Origin of the sequence: Moheibacter sp. (genome assembly GCF_049672845.1) — a bacterium.
Taxonomy (GTDB): Bacteria; Bacteroidota; Bacteroidia; order Flavobacteriales; family Weeksellaceae; genus Moheibacter.
In genome coordinates this window covers 370,892-387,523 of sequence record NZ_JBATWT010000023.1, presented here as the reverse complement: position 1 = coordinate 387,523, position 16,632 = coordinate 370,892, and the positions used below count along the sequence as shown (strand labels likewise).

General features: G+C 39.1%; 11 protein-coding genes. All 11 read right to left on the bottom strand.

Translation table 11 applies throughout. The features are described 5' to 3' along the window. Nucleotides 1-36: 36 nt before the first annotated feature. A complete protein-coding gene (locus WBF63_RS09425) occupies nucleotides 37-1,785 on the bottom strand; it encodes a peptide MFS transporter (protein ID WP_424369462.1) in 1,749 nt (582 codons plus the stop codon). A gap of 99 nt (nucleotides 1,786-1,884) precedes the next feature. Continuing rightward, nucleotides 1,885-3,591 (bottom strand): MFS transporter, encoded by a 1,707-nt coding sequence (locus WBF63_RS09420; RefSeq protein ID WP_424369461.1) that lies wholly within the window; start codon nucleotides 3,589-3,591, stop codon nucleotides 1,885-1,887. A 14-nt stretch (nucleotides 3,592-3,605) separates the two neighbouring features. Next, nucleotides 3,606-5,114, bottom strand: a complete 1,509-nt coding sequence (locus WBF63_RS09415) for a peptide MFS transporter (protein WP_424369460.1) — start codon at nucleotides 5,112-5,114, stop codon at nucleotides 3,606-3,608. Nucleotides 5,115-5,208: 94 nt separating this feature from the next. Next, nucleotides 5,209-7,710: a WG repeat-containing protein gene (locus WBF63_RS09410; protein ID WP_424369459.1), complete on the bottom strand. Its 2,502-nt coding sequence runs from the start codon at nucleotides 7,708-7,710 to the stop codon at nucleotides 5,209-5,211. Between the two features lie 111 nt (nucleotides 7,711-7,821). Then, nucleotides 7,822-9,348, bottom strand: coding sequence for a peptide MFS transporter (locus WBF63_RS09405; protein ID WP_424369458.1), 1,527 nt, complete (start codon nucleotides 9,346-9,348; stop codon nucleotides 7,822-7,824). Between the two features lie 19 nt (nucleotides 9,349-9,367). Beyond that, nucleotides 9,368-11,017 carry a peptide MFS transporter gene (locus WBF63_RS09400; protein WP_424369457.1) on the bottom strand — a complete coding sequence of 550 codons (1,650 nt, stop codon included), beginning with the start codon at nucleotides 11,015-11,017 and terminating at the stop codon, nucleotides 9,368-9,370. Between the two features lie 3 nt (nucleotides 11,018-11,020). Next, nucleotides 11,021-13,180, bottom strand: a complete 2,160-nt coding sequence (locus tag WBF63_RS09395; protein ID WP_424369456.1) for a S9 family peptidase — start codon at nucleotides 13,178-13,180, stop codon at nucleotides 11,021-11,023. A gap of 95 nt (nucleotides 13,181-13,275) precedes the next feature. Further along, nucleotides 13,276-14,649 carry a histidine--tRNA ligase gene (gene hisS / locus WBF63_RS09390; RefSeq protein WP_424369455.1) on the bottom strand — a complete coding sequence of 458 codons (1,374 nt, stop codon included), beginning with the start codon at nucleotides 14,647-14,649 and terminating at the stop codon, nucleotides 13,276-13,278. Nucleotides 14,650-14,757: 108 nt separating this feature from the next. Further along, nucleotides 14,758-15,795 (bottom strand): endonuclease, encoded by a 1,038-nt coding sequence (locus WBF63_RS09385; protein WP_424369454.1) that lies wholly within the window; start codon nucleotides 15,793-15,795, stop codon nucleotides 14,758-14,760. Between the two features lie 66 nt (nucleotides 15,796-15,861). Further along, the gene (locus WBF63_RS09380; protein WP_424369453.1) at nucleotides 15,862-16,263 is read right to left on the bottom strand and encodes a VanZ family protein; all 402 of its coding nucleotides are present in this window, start codon (nucleotides 16,261-16,263) and stop codon (nucleotides 15,862-15,864) included. After that, nucleotides 16,232-16,612: a glycine cleavage system protein GcvH gene (gcvH, locus tag WBF63_RS09375; protein WP_424369452.1), complete on the bottom strand. Its 381-nt coding sequence runs from the start codon at nucleotides 16,610-16,612 to the stop codon at nucleotides 16,232-16,234. The genes WBF63_RS09380 and gcvH overlap by 32 nt, the downstream gene beginning before the upstream one ends. Between the last annotated feature and the right edge of the window lie 20 nt (nucleotides 16,613-16,632).

The following is a 16,632-nucleotide window of genomic DNA, read 5'->3' as shown; positions in this document are numbered from 1 at the left end:
TTGAAATTCAATGATTTAGAAATGCAAACTTACGAATTATCTGATTCCGTGCATTAATTTTTTCAGCACCGGGTGCAAAGCCATCACCAATAATCCCATCACAATCGGAACAACAGTGAAAATCAAGAAGAAATATGATAGCGAATATTCTTTTGTAATATTTTCAATCTGTCCTCCTAATAAAGCGGCCAATTTATTTCCAATGGCAATCGCAAGGTACCACATACCAAACATAAAGGCAATCATCCTTGCCGGCACCAGTTTCGACACATAAGAAAGTCCAACAGGCGACAAACATAATTCTCCCAAGGTATGGAACAAATAAGCAACCACTAACCATATAAAACTAATTCTGACACCTTCTGCCACTCCGTTTGTTCCAAGGAATAAAGCTCCAAAACCTAAGGCCATAATGATTAAGCCCAGTCCGTATTTAAAGGCTGCAGGCGGATTGTATTTGGAATCCCAGATTTTGGACACAAAAGATGCCAGTGTAATGATGAAGAATGAGTTCAGAGTACTGAAAAAGGAAACCGTAATTTCAGAAGTTTCTGAACGCAATTCACGGTTTAACATCCATAAAGCAACCCCCCAAATTCCAATAAAACAAACAGCTAAAACTACGTTGGACATTGGGATTTTGTTCCATGTTCTTCTGTTTAATAAAAACAATACGTACGTAATAATCAATAAAGGTACAATTGTTAATAAGCCATTGACAATATCAAAGATTATTTTCGTAGTCCCTTCTAAGGATCGATCAATGTTATCACGTGCAAATACCACCAATGAGGAAGCTCCTTGTTCAAATGACATCCAGAAGAACACCACAAAAACCGCAAAAATAATCACCGCTATCATACGATCACGCACCACTTTGGTATAGCCTGCCATACGTTTGATCACCACAAAGAAGAATAAGACCAAGGCAAAAATTGCAGCGAAATTTGCTCCAGAAAGGGATCCAACTGAAAATGGGAAAATTTCTATACCACCTATAATTCTGATGGGATCATGCAAAGCATACCCTAAACCAAACAATGTCATAATTACGATTAACACAATATCCAATTTTGAAAATGGATTTGGTTTTTCATCTGCTCCGTATAATTGCGCTTTTGTTTCTTCAGTTTGATTGCTTTTGGAAGGAACTTCACCAATTTTACCAAACAATGGTTTCGCCAACCAGAATTGTAAAGTACCCAATAACATAAAGATACCTGCTAAACCGAATCCCCAATGCCATCCTATTTTTTCGGCTAAATATCCACAAAGCATCATTCCAAAGAAAGCTCCGGCATTCACTCCCATATAAAATATGGTGTAAGCTCCATCTTTCTTTTCAGGGAATTTTTTATACATTTCAGATAAAATCGACGTCATATTGGGCTTAAAAAACCCGGTTCCCAGAACCAGACAGATTAATCCTAAATAAAAGAAATTGATACCATTAAGAGCCATAAATCCATGTCCGAGCGTCATAATTATCGAACCAATGACAACTGCCCAGCGATAACCGATGTATTTATCGGCAATCATACCACCAAAAATTGGGGTAACGTATAGCAACATGGCATAGGTACCATATATTGCTGTGGCATCCACAACATCCCATCCATATCCTGGATTACTTCCAATTACCGCAGCGGTCAGGAATTGAATCAACAATACCCTCATTCCGTAAAATGAAAAACGTTCCCACATTTCTGTAAAGAACAAAACAAATAAACCGGACGGATGTCCTAAAACTTTCGAATCAAAGAATGAATCTTGTTGCGTTTGCATATTGGATTTTTTTGAAGCTCCGAAAATAGAAAGTTTTTTCCAATAAAGAAGCCCGTTTTACAATTAAACGGGCCTTTTCTCTTATTTTCAATGTTAAAATTACAAATTCTTTGAAGTTTCTGCCAATTTTCGTTTTTCAATCGGCTTAATGATTAACCGGTCATAAATTACCAGAGAAACAACAGAAAACATTCCGATCCCTACAATGACCATCCAGATTTTGTTGGGCTGATACGTATTCCATAACATTTCAACCATTTGCCAATGATCCATGCCGAGTTTTTGTTCGGCCAACTCAAAGTACTCATTTTTGGAAAAAGGAAAATGCAATTGGGAAACATCGATATTCTTTTGTGTCGCCAATTCTCCTACAGATTTTTTTACTTCCTCCCAATTTACCTCATCGGCTTTAAGGTTGAATTGATTTTCAAATTCGCTTAATTTCATTCCAAATGTATTGGCGCCTTCTTCCACAAATTGTTCTTTTGAAACAATTTCCGGCATCGCAATATTTCGGCTGGTCATCTCCTTTTTCAAAAGAGATAGTTTATCTGACCATGCCTGATACAAATCACCCGAAATAAAACTCGTCACCCAGTAACTCGCGGCAACCGGAAGAAAATAAGTTCCTTGATATAATCCTTCTTTCCCTTTGGGTGTTATCAAAGCGATGAAGGAAGAAACCGTAGGACTTGACATCATTTCACCGATGGAAAAAATCATGGTTCCGATGATGGCAAACCAAACCGTCCCAAAATAAAAAGACAAGGCAATCCCAATGGTTGCAATGATAGCTCCACGAATTACGGCCGTTATATGACGCATTTTGGTCACAAAAAAGGAAATGAAAACCTGACAAAATATAATCATCAAAGCATCAATATTGGTAAACCATTCCGGTTTTACCTGTGCTCCGTCAGTTAATAGCTTGGCTAATCCGGAAGGCATATTGGCATTAATCCAATTACTTAAAACAGAAGAATTCACCCAGTCTTCAATGAAATTGGGAAGGGTATTGAACAATTGATTGAACATCGTCCAGAATCCGACCATCAATAACAATAAAATCCCCAAACGAACATCTTTCAAAGCTTCCACAATTCCTTTTAATGAATCGACTATGGCTTTACCGATGGAATCTTTCGGTTTTTCAATTTTGGGTTCTTTGTAAAATAATAGCAAGATGACCAAATTGATGGTAATTACCACTGCTCCTTGGATGAACATTAATTTCCATCCGTATTCAGTTCGTAAATAAGAAGACATTGCAGGCCCTACAAATCCGCCTATGTTGACCATCATATAAAAAATCCCAAATCCGAGTGTCCCGGTTGTTTCATCAGTATTTCGGGCGACTATTGCCGAAGCAACGGGTTTAAAGAAAGCTGCTCCTACTGCAACCAGCAAGAAAACCATATATACACTTGAGTAAGTTCTTACTTCACCCATCATATAATAGCCTACAATCAGCAGAACATAGGCTATTGCCAGGGATATTTTATAACCAATCCTGTCGGCAATTACACCAAAGAAAATAGGCAATAAATAAAGAATCGCCACAACATTACCCATGATATTCCCTTTCTGAATATGGTCAAAACCCAAACCACCCGTTTGAGGATCAGTTGAAGCTACTAAATAAAGACCAAAAAGTCCATAAATACCATACCAGGCCCAACGTTCAAAAAGCTCCATAACAGAAGCAATCCAGAAGTTTTTGTTGAGTGAATTAATGGTTTGCCAAAAAGATTTTTTGGTTCCTTCTGTAAAATCTGATTCGGGAATCAAATTGGAGTTATCATCCATAAATTATTTTTTAATTATTTAACTTCCTGCATTAATTTTCGGACTTGTGGCGCGATAATAATCAACAAAACCCCGGCGATGACTGCGTATAAACCTAATTGTTTATATCCTTCCGTGTACGCAATTAATGCATCATAATTGGTTGAACCTTCTTTGGCCGTTGCCATGTTTGCCCCGATGATTCCGGCTACGTATTGTCCGTAGGCACTGGCCAAAAACCAAAGCCCCATCATCATTCCCTGTAATTTATCGGTCGATAATTTAGTCATGATGGACAAACCGATCGGTGACAAACAGAGTTCTCCCAAAGTAATTACCAAAAGGGCGATTGTGAAAATATTCAAAGAAGTGACACCTTGTAAATCTGCAAATAATCTTGTCGCAAACAAAACATAGTATCCCAATCCGAGGAATATGAAGCCTAATCCAAATTTTACAACGGTATTGGGTTCAATTTTTCTTTTGCTCAACCAAATCCACAACAATCCGATTAAAGGTGCTAAAAATATGATGAAAAATGCGCCGGCTGAATTATTGACTCCATTTGGATCCAATCCCAACAAATCCTTGTTCAGATTCTTTGCAGCAAAAATGCTGAGTGATCCTCCGCTTTGCTCGTAAATTCCCCAAAAAAAAATGGAAAACACAATGAAGATCAAAGCTGCATATAGTTTTTTCCGTTCTGCATGGGTCACTTTGGACATTTCATAAAATAAATAAATCAAAACAACCGGCCCGATTGTCCACATGAAATAATCGGTATATTCCGGTACCGAAACCATCAGCATAATCAGAGGAACAAAAGCCAGCGTCATTATATAAACACCATATTCTTTCCACTTTTCCATGGATGTAGAAGTTCCGTCCATATTTAGTTTTACTGGCTGTAAACCAATCGGCCCCAGACTTTTCTGTGTAAACACAAAATTGACCAAACTGATGCACATAACGATTGCAGCCAATCCGAAAGCAACATTCCACCTTGCCCCTTCTTCAATTACGGAAGAAAGCATTTCACCTTTTCCTATGGCGATACATAAATATCCACCCAAAAGTGCTCCAAGATTAATTCCGGCGTAGAACAATGAAAATCCGGCGTCTCTTCTGGAATCATCTTTTTTATATAATTTCCCTACCATGGTAGAAATATTCGGCTTAAAAAATCCGGTTCCCACAACCGTAAAAGCGATTCCTAAAAAGAAAAACTGATGCGGATCTGTAGCCAGAATCAAACTGCCCACAATCATCAAAAGTCCGCCCCAAAAGAGTGATTTTCTGAATCCTAAAATTTTATCGGCAAAGATTCCACCTACAAAAGTGAAAGCATAAACAAAAGCCTGTGTAGCTCCGTATTGTAAATTAGCAGCGGTCTCTTCAAAGTTTAACTGGTCAATCATAAAGAAAACCAGCATACCCCGCATACCGTAGAAACAGAAACGCTCCCACATTTCGGAGAAAAAAAGTGACCAGATTTGTTTGGGGTATTTGCCTTTGAAATTCTGGATTTGTTCGAGTGTTGTCATATCGTGAAGTGCAGGACAGCCTTATTGCAGTCAAGCTCACAAATTTAAAAATTAAGTTGAATGTGGAGCCTTATCGTCGGTTTTTTTTACAAAATCACCAAAAGTTGCGTGTCATAAAATAGGTGCTGATCCAGTAACCATTGATTTTGATTGCATCTCTCAGAGTTTTTTCCAGATATTTTGTGTCGCCAAAGGCATGGTTGGAATTTCTGCCGTTGGTAACGATTCCTCTTTGGTAAAGCGTGTAATCCGTTACATCGGTGAGCGAAGCACGGTTGTAACCCCATCCGGTCTCCCTGTTCCAGGCTTGGTATTTGAATTTCAGCAAATCCTTGTAATATTTCTCTTTAATTTGAGAAAGCATTTGCGGATGAAAATAATTCAATGAGCTTTTGTCAAATATATTCTCTTTCAAATAATAAAGTAAATGCTCGGAAGGAGCGATTTTCTCCGTGAAATCCATCAGCAAAGCATCGTCATCACTGTCAAGAGCAATGATAAAAGCGTTTTTAAGTTCTTCAAACGACCGGAATCCCTGGTGTGGATTCATTTTAGTTTCTGAACTTACATAATCTCCTTTCTCATTGATTACCCTCATTTTGCCATTGTTAAAAGTCAAAGCCTGAAAATTGGGTTTATCAGAATAAGCGTAATCAGAAACTGGTTCAAAATTGGCGACTTCATCAAAGGAATCATTGGTGATGAATTGTTTGTTTTCACCTATGATTTTATATTTCCCATCTTTTTTGGCTTTGTAGAGCTCGGTATATGAAATTCGCTGTAAGTCATCGTATTGAAAAGGGATTTGAATTTCATTTTTTAGATTTACCGTGCCGTATTTCTTTCCTTTCTTAACAATTATTCTGTATTCTTTTTCGGGATTTTGATCATAAACAAAATCGAGATTGATGTCATCATAGCTAACCGGAATGATGATTTCATTTTTTTCATTGATCAAACCGAATTTCCCGTTTTTCATGACGCTGTAGTAGTTGTGTTTTCCACCCTCAAAATATTGGATGATTTTGTCATAAACCATTGGGACATCCAATGTTTCGGTTATTTCATTCAGCAAACCGTATTTTTCGTTCTTACTTTTCACAAACAATAAATATTTCCCATTGGAACTGAAGGGATTCAGCAAAAGACTTTCATCGTGGATATAACCAAAATCACTGACATTTTCAGACAGAATCAATTCATTGTTTTGGCTTAAAAAATTGTAAGAATTCTTTTCCTTTTGAAGAATGGTGATTTTACTATGCTCGGTATCGTTGCCCGTAATCCATTGATATTCAGCCGAAACAACAACTTTTCCATCTTTGCTGTACAAACCGAATTTTCTGTCTTCTCCAAGGGTTGCCACTTTCAGATATTCGTTTTCTACCCCCACCCAATCAAATTCAATGGGAATGACGATTTCATTTTTCAGGTTGATGATGCCTGTTTTTTCTCCGGTTTTCACTTTTAATAATTCAGTGAATCCACCTTCGTAAAAGGTGTTGATATCGTCATAAATCGGCGGAATAATAATTTTTCCTTCTTTATTGATGATGCCTTTTTTGCGGTCTTTGGTCACCCGCAAACCCAATCCGCTGAGCTGATAGATTCCTGTGTTGTCGTATTCAAACGGAACAATTTCTTTGCCTTTCAGATCGAATGCACCTTGCTTGTTGTTCTTTGTTGCCATCACAAAACCATAGCCGTCGGTCCAGACCCGGCTGAATTCAAAACCGGTTTTTTGTTTGGAAGAAGTGAAATAAATACTAAACAAATCATTCTTCTTTGCCAAGATATATCCCATTACTTTTTCTCTGATAATTTCATCGTTTTCAGGTGGATAAATCAATTCTCCTTCACTACTGACCAAACCCAATTTCCCATTCTTTTCAACCACCATTTCAAAAGCAGGCGTACTGTTCAGGTGTCTGAAATCGAATTGTGAAAATTTTTGTTGCGGATTTTTGTTTTTCGTTATGCTCTGGGCAATGCTGTCATATTCAAACGGAACAACCACTTTATCTGTTACAAGTCCGAATTTTCCACCGGATTTTATGATGGCTGAATTGAGGTAGAAATTAGCATATTCCACTTTTCCGGGAAGTTTTTTTCCGGATTCATTAAATATCAGTTGGACATCACCTTTTTTGTTTTGAACCAATGTGGCTGTTGAATTTCCACCCAAAATTTTGTCGTATTTTACGGACAACAAAGATTTGCCGTCATTTTGGAGCAAGCCGTATTTATTTTTCTTTTTGACCAGATAATTTTGATTCAACACACGGATGCTGTCGTACTCCATTTTACCAATCAGATCACCTTTTTTGTCGGCTATGCCAAACAATCCGTTTTGTTCCACAATGAAACCGTTTCTACCCGAAGTAATTTTGTCATAAACCGCTTCTTGCCGGGTTCTGTCAGGATAAACAAAACCGTATTTTCCGTCTTGTTGATAATAGCCGGCTTGGCCGGGATTTCTGTCCGGTACCCGTTCGGCGGGACTGACTTCCATACGCATTTCTTCCCTTGGCACAGGAATCTGCGCACACGACATTGAGAAGGTAAAAATACAGCTGATGATAAATAATGGCTTCAAGGATGTTGCTGAAATTAACAAACCGCAAAGGTAAAGAATTGAGGTCGTATAAAATTAAAAACAAGGCTCAAGATAAACCTGAACCCTGTTTTATATTTTTATAAGATTCTATTAATGAATTCCTTTCATAAACCTGTTCAGAAGCGGGGAAAGTAACAACAAACAAACACCCGAAACGACCATCAGTCCTGCAATAAACGGATACAATTCGAAGTCATATTTCGTTAGAATTTGTTCCAGTGTTGCTGCCAGATAATTTCCCAAAGCGAAACTCGCCATCCATACACCCATCATAATCGAAACGATTTTATGCGGTGAAAGTTTGGTTACCATTGACAAACCAATCGGCGAAAGCATTAATTCCCCACAAGTCAGTAAGAAATAAACCACCACCAACCACATTGGACTTACCAGATTCCCGTCTTTGGCGTTGTTCGCAGCAATGCTCATAATGTAGAAAGCAACCGCCCCGATGAACATCGCCATGGCAAATTTTACTGGTGTTCGCGGATTTAATTTTTTGGCTGCCAATTTGATCCAAAGAATCGAAAACAAAGGAGCCATGGCTACAATCGCAATCGGATTTACGTTTTGGAACCAGGTTGTAGGAATCTGAAATCCACCGACCATACGATTGGTATTTTCTTCAGCAAAAAGATTAAAAGTACCACCGGCTTGTTCAAATCCGGCCCAGAAAACAATATTAAAGAAAGCAAGAATCAAAATCACAAAAACCCTTGTCCACTCAGTCGGGCCTGAGGTTCCTTTGAAAATCGACATTCCGATAAACAAAGCACCGGAAATCCCAAATACCCAAATGACAATAGAATGTATCAAATCGCTGGTTGCACCCCAAAAAGCCATTATACCAAAAACAATAGCAACATTCCCGAGGGTATAAAGCAGAATATCTACCCAGTCTTTACTGTTTAAATCCGTTCTGCCTTCCGCAATTGCTTTGGGCGGTAAACCCAGTCCTTCCAAAGTATTTCTGCGGAAATGAAACCAAAGCACACCAATCAGCATACCTACACCTGCAGCCACAAAGCCCCAAGGCCATCCCACTTTTTCACCAAGTGTACCGGCTACGAATGGTGACAAAAACGCCCCGATGTTGATTCCCATGTAAAATATGGTGAAACCTCCATCCTTTCTGGGATCATCGTTATCGTATAAATCTCCAACAATAGTCGAAATATTGGGTTTGAAGAAACCATTACCCAAAATCAAAACACCCAGACCCAAATAGAAAAAGTGTTTTCTCTCTTCCAATCCCTGCATAAAAAATTCCCCTGCACTGGCCGCCAGCATAAACTGCCCGATTGCCATGGTAATACCACCGATGAGAATGGATTTTCGCTGTCCCAGAATTTTATCTGAAAACCATCCACCCAAAATCGGAGTCAAGTAAACCAAAGCAGTAAAAATTCCATAAATGGAAAGTGACTCCGCTCTGTCAAGTCCAAAACCACCCGTTACCAACTGTGCCGTCAGAAATAAGGTCAGTAAAGCCCTCATTCCATAGTAGGAAAATCTTTCCCACATTTCGGTAAAGAACAGGCTATACAGCCCTTTTGGATGTCCTTTTCCCGGAGTCTTTTTTTCTAAATCCTCAAATTGTGAAGTAGTGTCGCTCATGTTGTATTGATTTTAGTTTCTAATGTACATTATTTTCTTTCATAATTCTGTTCAGCCATCTGAGAATAAGCACTGCAAATAAGGTGGCTATCATCAAAAGGATAAAATTGACCAAAAAGAAATTCGCTTTGTGCTCATAGCCATACCAAAGACTGGCCAAAACACCGGAAAGTTTATTACCAATAGATGTGGAAAGGAAAAACCCTCCCATCATCAGTGCCGTTAACCTCGGCGGGCTCAGTTTCGAAACCAGTGAAAGTCCCATGGGGCTGAGGCATAATTCTCCCAGCGTTATCACACCATAACAGGCTATCAGCCACCAGGGCGAAACTTTAAATTCACCATTATTTCCATAGTAAGCTGCCGCTACCATGACCAGACAGGAAAGCGCAGATATGAATAAACCGAGTGCGATTTTCCCTGCTGTCGTCGGTTCTTTGTTTCTTTTGCCAAGCCTGATGAAAAACCAGACCAGTAAAGGGGTGAGAATGATTACCCAAGCGGGATTGACCGATTGAAATAATTCTGTATTGACCAGAAAAACACTTTCACCTTCCGTCGGAAGTTTTTCCGCGCTCATATTGCTGAAATAAACATCTTTTCCGATTGTCTTTTCAATTTCTCCTGCATCATTTCGAACTACTCTGAATTCGCTGTCATAAACAGTTACTTCACTGTCGGTATAAAGAATTTCTTCCACCAAGTATAAATCGTTCAAAGGCTTTTCCATTTCGGGTGAAACGGCTCGTTCCGTGTAAAATTTCGCCCATCGGGTCAGAGCAGTTCCATTTTGCTTAAATACTGCCCAGAACATGACACCTACGGCAAATACCGCCAGCAACGCTGCAATCGGTCTTTTGTCGATAGGATTGGCACGGAAATAAAGCGAAAGATAAAATCCGATTACAGGTAAACACGCAGAGATAAAGGCGTCTGTACTGTCGCTTCCCAAAAGATTTCCCGGAATCAGCCAACCGATAGTACCCGCCACAATCGCCGGAACAAAAACGTACAACAGAACTTTTGAAATTCCTATGTCTCCTTTTTCCTTTGGTTTGATAATGTTGGCTTCTTTGAAATGTTTTAACCCGAATGAAAACACAACCAATCCCAGCAATAGCCCAATTCCTGCTGTGGCAAAGGCTGCTTCCCAACTGAATTTATTCCGCATGAAGGCGGCAATGATATTACAAACAAATGCTCCGATGTTGATTCCCATATAAAAAATATTATATCCGGAATCTTTCATTGATTTGTATTCTTCTGTCGAATATATATTTCCAAGCAATGTGGAAATATTAGGTTTAAACAATCCGTTTCCGATGATAATCAATCCCAAAGCCACATAAAAAGAAGTCAGTCCCGGAAGTGCCAGTGCGAGATATCCCGCTGCCATCAGCACGCCACCTATGTAAACAGATTTCACATAACCAAGCACCCGGTCCGCCAGAAATCCGCCTAAAAAGGGTGTCAGATAAGTCAGCGCGATAAACGTTCCGAAAATATCATCGGCATTTTTATCCAGAAAACCCATTCCTCCTGTGTCCACATCGATCATGTAGAGCACGAAAATCCCGAGCATCAGATAGTAGCCGAAACGTTCCCACATTTCGGTAAAAAACAAGAAATAAAGGCCTTTGGGATGTTTGGTTTTGATTGTCTCGCTCATAGATTAGAGGTTTTCCAGAATATAATTAGTCATCAATGTATAAAGTTGAATTCGGGTTTTTCCTCCATAAATCCCGTGGTTTTTGTCGGGATAAATCATCATATCAAATTGTTTGTTGGCTTCAATCAGTGCCGAAGCCAAATCCATCGCGTTCTGAACATGAACATTATCATCTGCCGTTCCGTGAATCAGAAGGAATTTATTCTTTTGATCGTCAAATTGTCCGGCGTAAGTTATGGGCGAATTCCGGTCGTATCCATTCGGATTTTCCTGCGGCGTACGCATAAACCTTTCGGTATAAACCGTGTCATAATAACGCCAGTTGGTAACCGGAGCTACCGCAATCGCCATTTTGAAAACATCGCCGGCGCGGAAAATACAATTGCTCGACATATATCCGCCGTAACTCCAACCCCAAATCCCAATTCGCGAAGCATCCACATACTCATAAGTTGCCAATAATCTCGCTGCGGCAATTTGGTCTTCCACTTCCATTTTGCCCAAATCCATATAGGTTTGCTTTTTAAAAGCCACACCTTTTCCACCGGTTCCGCGTCCATCCACACAAACCACCAAATAGCCTTTCTGCGCCAACATGAAATACCATTGATCATTCAGATCGTGCCAAGAATTGGTTACTTCCTGCGACCCCGGACCGCTGTATTGATACATCAAAACCGGATATTTTTTCTTGGGATCGAAATCCTTGGGTTTGATTATCCAGGCATTCAAATCAGTTCCGTTAACTTTGAGGGTAAATAGTTCTTTGGTTCCGGCTCCATCGGCCGAAAGTTGATTTGCCACACGGGAATTCTCGCGGATGGTTGCCCATTCTTTTTTCTCATTTCCGCTTCGCAAATAATAAGTTGTAGGTTGCTGAATTGATGAATATGAATTGATGAAAAATTCAAAACTTTTACTGAATTCAGCGGAATTCGTTCCTTTTTTATCGGTCAAAGCTGTTAAATTCTTTCCGTCCAAGCCGATTTTATAAACCTGACTTTCAGTGGAAACTCTTTTTCCGTCAAATGCATTGGATTGAAAATAAATCGTTTTGTCATTTGGATTAAATCCATAGAAATCAGTCAGTTCCCAATCTCCTTTGGTAACTTGATTTTTAAGTTTTCCCGATTTTTCATAATAATAAATATGACGATTTCCATCGCGGTCAGAAGCCCAAATAAAACTATTGTCATCCAAAAATTCCAGAATAAAATCGTCTGTATCAATCCATTTCGGATCTGTTTCAGAAAATAACTTATTAACTTTCAATGAATTTACATCCACGAAATTCACATCGACTTTGTTTTGATGACGATTGGAAGTTAAAACCGAAAGTGTATTTTTATCGTTTGTAAATTTAATTTTGGGTATGTAATAATTCTCCACCGAAGTAAGGTTTACCGAATTGGTTTTTGCCGATTTCAAATCATAAATATGTAAACTCACTTTTGAATTGTCTTCTCCGGCTTTCGGATATTTAAACCGCATTTCGTGCGGATAAAGACTATGTTCATAAACCGGAATGAAGAATTCGCGCACCTGAGACTCATCAAACTTCACAAAAGCCATCGCAGAACCATCTGCGTTCCAGTCAAAATGACGTACAAAACCAAATTCTTCTTCATAAACCCAATCACAAATCCCATTGATGATTTCGTTTTTCTTTCCGTCTGTTGTGATTTGCGTCACCTTTCCGGATGTTAAATCCTGATAATATAAATTGTTTTCAAACACAAATCCGACTTTGGTAGCGTCGGGCGAAAAAGTAGCTTCCTGAACGGGTTTCCCTTCGAAAATTGGTTTAAATGAATGAGAATTTAAGTCGTAAACCTGCCATTTTGCGGTGAAAGAGTGTCGATAAATCGGGTTAACTTCTGAGGCAAGAAGTAAGTATTTCTCGTCAGAACTGAAAGAATATTCGTCAAAATTCCCTTCTACAATAGCTATTCTGGAATCGGTTTTATTAACAAAAGAATTGTAGGCATACTTGTAAATGCCGTTTCCCTCGTTGATGGAATAGTGAACGCCATCATTCATAGAGTTGATTCCGCGCAAGCCTTGGGCATAATACTTCCCACCCCAAATGGCCTCAAGACTTATATTCTGAGCACTGATAGTCAGCGCATTGAATACGCAAATCAGTAAAATAAAATTTCTCATCCTCTGTGTTTCGCTTTTGAGCAGAATCAAAGATAGAAAAATTTGGGAAAGTTTGGGTTTAATTTAACTTTTGAAAGGCAAAACCCTTTTATCTATTATAAATGTTGGAGTTTTGTTGCTAATTCTTCAAATACCAACGCATCTTGTGTACCGCTTTCCATATTTTTCAGCGTAAGTTTTCCGGAATTCAGTTCTTCTTCGCCAATCATTACCACAAATTTTACCGATTTTTTATCGGCATACTGCATTTGTTTTTTCATTTTGGCAGCGTCCGGATAAACTTCACAGCGAATTCCTTTCGTTCTGAGTTTCATGGCAAGTTCCATGGATTTATCGGCTTCTTTTTCTCCAAAATTAATGAACAATACATCGAGGGAATTCTCGATGGATTCCGGGAATAAATTCAATTCTTCCACAACCAGATAAATTCGGTCCAAACCAAAAGAAATCCCCACTCCGGACAGTCCTTTCAATCCAAAAATCCCGGTCAGATCATCGTAACGACCTCCACCTCCGATAGAACCCAACTGAACGCCTTTGGCTTTTACTTCCAGAATTGCTCCTGTGTAATAATCCAATCCTCGTGCTAAAGTCAGATTCAAAACCAATTCTGCCGATTTCAATCCTAACTTCTGAACTTTTTCAAATACAAATCGGACTTCTTCGATTCCTTTCATTCCGATTTCGGACGAACTTAAAATCGATTCCAAAGAAGTCAATTGGGATTGGAAATCTCCCGACATACTGAATAAAGGCGAAAGGATTTCAATCGCTTCGTTGGAAATTCCTTTTTGGGTCATTTCTTCTTTGACTTTTTCTTCGCCGATTTTGTCCAATTTATCCAAAGCAACGGTGAAATCAATTAATTTATCAGAAATATTGGCTACTTCGGCCAGTCCACTCAAGATTTTTCGGTTGTTGAAATGAATTTCAACCGGAACATTTAATTCCGAAAATACCGCATCATACAGAGAAACCAATTCGACTTCCTGCAAAAGAGAATCACTTCCCACCACATCGGCATCGCACTGATAGAACTCGCGGAAACGGCCTTTCTGCGGGCGGTCGGCACGCCAAACCGGCTGCATCTGATAGCGCTTAAATGGTAAAGTAATTTCGTTCTGGTGCTGAACCACATAACGCGCAAAGGGAACCGTCAAATCATAACGAAGAGCTTTTTCTGAGATCTGTGAAATGAGTTTCTGACTGTTTTTTTCGGCTAATAATTTCTCATCAGCTTTGGCTAAATAATCCCCCGAATTCAGAATCTTAAAAATTAGGCGGTCACCTTCTTCTCCATATTTCCCGGTCAGCGTGGAGAGATTTTCGAAGGAAGGTGTTTCAATCGGCGAATAGCCAAAAAGCTGAAACTGATGACGGATTTTGTCAAAAATATATTGTCTTTTGCTTACTTCCTCGGGTGAAAAATCACGGGTTCCTTTTGGGATAGATGGTTTCTGAATTGCCATTGAATCGGGTTTATTTTCACGGCAAAGATGATAATTTTCAGGCATAAAAAAAACCGCAAACCTCAGTAAAAATGGCTCACGGTTTAAATAATGAAGTGAAAAAATCTATTATTGTATGATTATTTTTTTGGTTTCTTTTGTATGGTCAGAATATTGAATCAATAAGATATAAGTTCCCTGATTCAGTTCTTCAATTGAAACATCTGCTTCTGATTTGTAAAGGTTTTTTCCGAAAACTTTGCTTCCTTCCATCGAAAATACTGTCAGAGACTGAATGATTTTGTTGGATTTCAAATGAAAATTTCCATTGGAAGGATTAGGGTATATTTGTGTAACGGCAAAAATTTCATCGCTTACTGACATGTTCGGCCAGGTATTGTTGGCTTCGGGACCACCCCAAATCACGGTTGCCAGATAAGGATTATCGATAAAGGGATTTCGGTTTCCCTGCATGTCCTGCAATACGTCATTTCTTACGAGTTCATGTTCAGCAACGGGATCTTCAGCATTCCATTGCAGGAAAATATCCGGCATATCGGCATGATAGTTATGCTCGCCAATACTAACCTGATTGGCTGTACATCGGTTTTCGTATCGGATATGCATATACATCATCATTCGGGCAACATCACCTTTCCATTCGTCGCCCGGATAGAAAAATCCCTGAGAGTTGATGTGGGAATCACCTTCACCGGCTACAAATTTCCGGTTGGAGCGACTGTTGTTCCAAGTATAATCCACTGCGCGAATGGAATGCGCATCTGAACCCGGTCCTTCGTTGTCAAAAGAAGGATTTCCTAATGACTTTGGAAAAACATGTTCCCGTACCCATTTCCCGCTACATGAACTTGTATGACAGCTATCATCTACATCTCGTGTCCTGTCGTTGATGTGATCCTGATCATAATCATCGTATCCATAAATGAGATAGACTTTTGAAGGATCTTCAGGAACGAGGTCACTTTGCTTGAGTGCATCCCATACTTCCGGCGTATAAATAAGTTCGTAGGTATGTGTAGCGATTATGAGTGCGGAAAGGTCTTCCTCTAAATCGGCTCCGGTTTGAGAAAAGTCAATGCCTGTGTAGTATTGCGGAACCTGTGAAAAAATGCTCAGCGGGAGCAGAAAAAATAAAATTCTTATCATATCGGAATTTAAAAACCCGAAACTATGATTATTAAACGAACTAAGCTTTAATTTAAAATTAAGTTATCAGAAACTTTTCCAATACCGGGCAAATAATAAATAGGCGAGCAATGATCCAATGATATTTGCCAGAATGTCAAACCAGTCAAAAGTCCGTCCGAAACCTGAAATATGCTGAACAATTTCAATGGTTAAACCTGTAAAAACAGAAATTAAAATGAGGCTTCGCCAGGTTTTTACGATTCCCGACAAATAAAGCAGAAATGTGAAAATGAAGAACAAAGCGGCATGCACCACTTTGTCTCCATTGTCAAATGATATTTTTGAAATCCAACCTTTTCCCCCTGAAGAAATCACGTCAGTTGGAAGAAGTGTTGCCAGCAGTAATATAACTGTGTAAACACCAAAAAGGATTCTGGAAAGTAAACTGCCTTTTTTAGCCGGCAATTTCCTGATAACCTGCTGCATCTAATAAAGCATCTAATTCAGAGGCATCGGTGATTTCGATTTTGATGATCCAGCCTTCTCCATAAGGATCTGAATTGATTTTTTCAGGTGCGGACTCCAAATCTGAATTGATTTCCAGAAGTTTTGCTGAAACCGGAATAAACAAATCGGAAACGGTTTTTACGGCTTCAATGGAACCAAATGTTTCACCTTCGGCAATATCATCGCCTTCCTGAACCGAGATATCTACATAAACGATATCTCCTAACTGATCTTGTGCAAAGTCTGTAATCCCGATGTAGGCTGTATTACCTTCTACTCTGATCCATTCGTGGTCTTTGCTGTACTTTAATTCTTGTGGAACGTTCATATTTATGCTTTTTGCTATAA

Bases quoted from the DNA above. Each gene is read 5' to 3' on its own strand.
- WBF63_RS09415 (WP_424369460.1), bottom strand. From the start codon at position 5,114: ATGACAACACTCGAACAAATCCAGAATTTCAAAGGCAAATACCCCAAA.
- WBF63_RS09420 (WP_424369461.1), bottom strand. From the start codon at position 3,591: ATGGATGATAACTCCAATTTGATTCCCGAATCAGATTTTACAGAAGGA.
- WBF63_RS09425 (WP_424369462.1), bottom strand. From the start codon at position 1,785: ATGCAAACGCAACAAGATTCATTCTTTGATTCGAAAGTTTTAGGACAT.
- WBF63_RS09395 (WP_424369456.1), bottom strand. From the start codon at position 13,180: ATGAGAAATTTTATTTTACTGATTTGCGTATTCAATGCGCTGACTATC.
- hisS (WP_424369455.1), bottom strand. From the start codon at position 14,649: ATGGCAATTCAGAAACCATCTATCCCAAAAGGAACCCGTGATTTTTCA.
- gcvH (WP_424369452.1), bottom strand. From the start codon at position 16,612: ATGAACGTTCCACAAGAATTAAAGTACAGCAAAGACCACGAATGGATC.
- WBF63_RS09385 (WP_424369454.1), bottom strand. From the start codon at position 15,795: ATGATAAGAATTTTATTTTTTCTGCTCCCGCTGAGCATTTTTTCACAG.
- WBF63_RS09400 (WP_424369457.1), bottom strand. From the start codon at position 11,017: ATGAGCGAGACAATCAAAACCAAACATCCCAAAGGCCTTTATTTCTTG.
- WBF63_RS09380 (WP_424369453.1), bottom strand. From the start codon at position 16,263: ATGCAGCAGGTTATCAGGAAATTGCCGGCTAAAAAAGGCAGTTTACTT.
- WBF63_RS09405 (WP_424369458.1), bottom strand. From the start codon at position 9,348: ATGAGCGACACTACTTCACAATTTGAGGATTTAGAAAAAAAGACTCCG.